The sequence below is a fragment of the Streptococcus mitis genome (assembly GCF_047464035.1).
Taxonomy (GTDB): Bacteria; Bacillota; Bacilli; order Lactobacillales; family Streptococcaceae; genus Streptococcus; species Streptococcus mitis_DX.
On the sequence record NZ_JASHCQ010000042.1, the window covers coordinates 1 to 4,206 of the forward strand.

Annotated in this window: 4 protein-coding genes; all 4 read right to left on the reverse strand. The window is 42.2% G+C overall.

Annotated features, from left to right (window positions below):
* Positions 1-154 precede the first annotated feature (154 nt).
* A complete protein-coding gene (locus QM818_RS08870) occupies positions 155-1,126 on the reverse strand; it encodes a siderophore ABC transporter substrate-binding protein (protein WP_265472978.1) in 972 nt (323 codons plus the stop codon).
* Positions 1,127-1,221: 95 nt separating this feature from the next.
* Positions 1,222-1,974 (reverse strand): iron ABC transporter ATP-binding protein, encoded by a 753-nt coding sequence (locus QM818_RS08875; protein ID WP_261081332.1) that lies wholly within the window; start codon positions 1,972-1,974, stop codon positions 1,222-1,224.
* Complete coding sequence (locus QM818_RS08880) at positions 1,971-2,927, reverse strand: iron chelate uptake ABC transporter family permease subunit (RefSeq protein WP_414300176.1); 957 nt, start codon at positions 2,925-2,927, stop codon at positions 1,971-1,973. The genes QM818_RS08875 and QM818_RS08880 overlap by 4 nt, the downstream gene beginning before the upstream one ends.
* On the reverse strand, positions 2,917-3,876 hold the full coding sequence (locus QM818_RS08885; protein WP_261081330.1) for an ABC transporter permease: 960 nt from the start codon (positions 3,874-3,876) through the stop codon (positions 2,917-2,919). Before QM818_RS08885 ends, QM818_RS08880 begins: the two co-directional genes overlap by 11 nt.
* Positions 3,877-4,206 lie beyond the last annotated feature (330 nt).

Consider the following 4,206-nt stretch of genomic DNA (forward strand, 5'->3'; position numbering starts at 1 on the left):
ATATGAATCTTTCTAATGAGTTGTTTGATCGCTTTTCATTATAGATCTTATGGGACTTTTTTTCTACACAAAAATCGGCTCTATAATATCTATAGGGGGTTACCCACTACAAATATTATAGAGCCAATTTTACTTAAATTGAGTTTGAAGTTACCTATTTCAAGGCTTTTTGTGCGTCTTCAATCATGAGTTTGGTTGATTCAAGTCCACCTCCACTTAGATACCAGAGGTCTGGTGTTAGTTGGATAATCTTACCATTTTTAGCGGCAGGTGTTTCAGCGATAAGGGCATTTTCTAGGACACCGTCGTTGCTAGAGTTGTCCCCACCGATGGCAAGGGTACGGTTGATGACAAAGAGGATGTCAGGATTGATTTCTTTGATACTTTCAAAGCTGACTTCTTGTCCGTGGCGAGAGTCTTCAAATTGAGTGTCAGTTGGCTTGAATTTCAAGGTTTGGTACAAGAAAGAGAAACGAGATTGGGCACCAAAGGCTGCCATTTTTCCCTCGTTGAGGAGGATGGCAAGGGCTTTTTTGTCAGAACTTTCATTTTTAGTTGCGACTTCTTGAATGCTCTTGTCAAGCTTGGCCAATTCTTCCTTGGCTTTCTGTGTACCTGTTTCGCTGAAGGCGCTTGCTAGGGATTCGATATTAGTCTTGGTAGAAGTCCAGTAGTCGTCCTTGCTTGCTTGGAAGAGAACAGTCGGAGCGATTTCGTTGAACTTATCTACGAATTTTTGGGTACGTGGTGAAGCGATAATTAGGTCTGGTTCAAGAGCAGCAAGGGCTTCTAGGTCTGGCTCAACCATAGAACCAACATTTTTAACTTTTCCAGCTAGGTCTTTAAGATAAGTCGGAACAGTTTTTGTAGGCATTCCGACGATATTCTTTTCAAAACCTAAAGCGCGAATAGTATCCGCAGCACCGAGATCAAAGGTCACAATCTTTTCAGGGACTTTTGAAAGTGTGACTACACCTAGTGAACTTTTAATGGTTACCTCTGTTGGAGCAGAGCTGCTTGTTTCCGACTTACTAGTGCTTGAGTTTGTGTTTGTACTACATGCACCAAGTAGGAGTAAGAAACTAGCCACTAGGGCAGTGAGATAAAATTTAAGGGATGTTTTCATGATTTCTCCTTTTTAAAATGTGATAACGATTTAGGGAATCTCTTGGTCTTATTGACTAAGAGACAAAGTTTCTTCTAACTCGAGTTTCTGACTTACTAGCTATAGATACAAATCTTTTTGCCATTGATATCAGCTAGCGTGATAGGAATCTCATAAAGTTGACTGAGCAGGTCAGCCTGCATGATTTGATTGGTTGTTCCCCTGCTAAAGATTTGACCATCCTTGAAGGCGACAATCTCATCTGCATACTGACTGGCCATGTTGATATCGTGGAGGACGATGATAATGGTCTTTCCGAGTTCTTCCACCAGTCGCCGAAGAATCTGCATCATGCTGACGCTTTGCTTGATGTCGAGATTGTTGAGTGGTTCGTCTAGTAAGATAAAGTCTGTATCTTGGGCTAGTACCATGGCTATAAAGACACGCTGGAGTTGTCCTCCAGACAGGCTATCGATGTAGCGGTTTTTTAAGTCTGTCAGTTCCAGATAGTCCAGAGTTTCTCGGATTTTTTCCCAATCTTCTGGTCTTAGTCGACCTCGGCTGTAGGGAAAACGTCCAAAACTGACCAGTTCTTCAACAGTCAATTTGGCTTGGTAATTGATTTTCTGCTTTAGGATAGTCAGTTCTTGAGCCAGTTCTTGTGAATTCCAACTCTCGATTTCACGGCCTTTGATACTGAGAATTCCCTGATCTTTCTTGGTCAGTCTGCTCATGATGGAGAGGAGAGTCGATTTTCCAGCACCATTTGGACCAATAAAGGCTGTCAGTTTCTGAGGACTGACTTCAAGCGAAATGTCTTGCAAAATATCCTGTTTTTGAATGGATTTGTCAATGTTTTCCAGTTTCACTGACGCGCCCTCCTGTAGAGTAAGATAAAGAATAAGAAACCCCCAACACTCTCAATGATCATGCTGATGCGAATTTCCAGCGCAAAGACTCGTTCGATGAGGGTTTGCCCCAAGGTCAAACTGATAAATCCAATCAGAATGGCTACGATAAAGAGTAACTTGTGTCGATAGTCTTTGACGATTAAGTAGGTGAGGTTAGCCAGCATAAAGCCGAAGAAGGCCATAGGTCCTACCAAGGCAGTAGCCGTTGAAGTCAAAAGCACGATGCCCCAGAGGAGTTCTTTCTGTTCTTTTTCAACATCGAGTCCCAATATCTGAGCCGTTTCTCTTTGTAGGTGCAAGACATCCAGAATGACTGCTTTTCGAAAGAAAAAGATGGTCAAAGCAAGGATAATCAGAGAACCGATGGCTAGGATGGAAGTGTTGAGATGTTGAAAGGAGGCAAAAAGACTGTTCTGCAGTTTATCGTATTCGTTTGGATCCATCAGGACCTGAAGGAAGGTACTGATATTTCGAAAGAGACTTCCGAGTGCTAGACAGATCAACAGGATGAAGACCAGGTCTTGCTTCATTAGTGCCTTCAAGTAGCCTTGTAAGGCGAAAAAGAAGAGGGATTGGATGAGAAGTAAGATTAGGAATTCTAAGATAGGGGACTTGCCAAGTTGAAGAAACTTGCTTTCAAAAACCAGTAGTAGAGTTTGCAGTAGGACGTAGAAGGATTCGATTCCTAAAATACTTGGCGTCAGGAAGCGATTTTCCGTCAGGGTTTGAAAACTAATGGTCGAAATCCCAGTCGCAATGGCTACCAAGAGATAAACGATGATCTTTTGGGAACGTAGCTTCCAGGCAAAGGCTGACAAGTGAGTGATGGGCCAAAAATAGAGGAGACAAGCTCCGATGGCCAGAATAATGAGAAGGCAGAATAGCTTAGTATGTTTGCTTTTAGACTGCATCTTTTCGTCCCCCTCTCCATAGAAGTAGGATAAAGACGAGGCTACCAATGATTCCTAGTAGAAGACTGACAGACAACTCATAGGGTCGAATCAAGACTCGAGAGAGGATATCGCAGGCCAGAACTAGATTGGCCCCAACCAGTGCGACCATGAGTTTGGTTTGACTCAAATTATCTCCATAGTGCTTGCGAACAAGATTGGGAACAATAACTCCGAGAAATGGTAAGCCACCCACGGTAATCATGGTGACACTTGTCGTTAGCGCCACCAGAAAGAGGGCCAGTTTTTCAAGTAGGGAGTAGGAAATCCCCAAACTTTCGCTAGTTTCTTTTCCTAGATTCATGATGGTGAAGGTTTGGGATAATTTCCAAACGGCTATCAGGATGATGAGGCCTAAGAAGAGCCACTCATACTGATGGGTCTGAATCATGGAGAAGGAGCCCTGGGTCCAGGCAGTCATACTCTGAACCAGATTGAAACGATAGGCGATAACTTCTGTCACAGAACCGATAATCCCGCTATAGATGATCCCAATCAGAGGCAACATCCACCTTTCCTTTATAGAAAAAATAGTCATAAAGGCTAGGAAGAAGAGGGTGAATACGATGGATGAAACAAAAGCGAAGAGCATCTTTTGGGTCAGACTAGCCGACGGAAAGACAAAGAGGCTCAGCACCATTCCCAGTTTGGCAGCTTCAGTCGTTCCAACTGTGCTTGGAGCAGCAAACTGATTTTGAGTGATAGTCTGCATGAGAAGTCCTGCCATACTCATACTAGAGGCCGTCAGGAGAATACTGATGGTTCTTGGAAGACGGGACTCTTGAAAGAGAAGCCAAGTTTCATGATCCAGAGCAAAGAGTTTTCCCCATGAAAAATCACTGGTCCCAATGCTAATAGAGAGAAAGACTAGGAGTAGAAGTAAGCCAATTAAATAATGAGAAAGTTTCATACCCCATCCTTTCATGTAGATTTGGTACTGAAAGATACCTGCGGATATTACTGTAACATGATTTATTTAATCTGTCAATAAATTTTCTGACAATTTAATGAATAAAACAAGGAGAGAGCGCCAAGGCTTTCTCCTTTGTTATCCTATTCCAAAATGTTTTTGCCTTCTTTAACACGCCAACGATAATCTGATAAAATAATATCGGCTCTATAATATTTGTAGTGGGTAAATCCCCTATGAATCTTATGGAGCCTATTTTTGTGTAGAAAAAAAGTCCCATAAGATCTATAATGAAAAGTGACCAAACAACTCATTAGAAAGATTCATATG

Excerpts from the sequence above, each read along its gene's own strand:
- QM818_RS08870 (WP_265472978.1), bottom strand. The coding sequence starts at position 1,126 with ATGAAAACATCCCTTAAATTTTATCTCACTGCCCTAGTGGCTAGTTTC.
- QM818_RS08880 (WP_414300176.1), bottom strand. The coding sequence starts at position 2,927 with ATGCAGTCTAAAAGCAAACATACTAAGCTATTCTGCCTTCTCATTATT.
- QM818_RS08885 (WP_261081330.1), bottom strand. The coding sequence starts at position 3,876 with ATGAAACTTTCTCATTATTTAATTGGCTTACTTCTACTCCTAGTCTTT.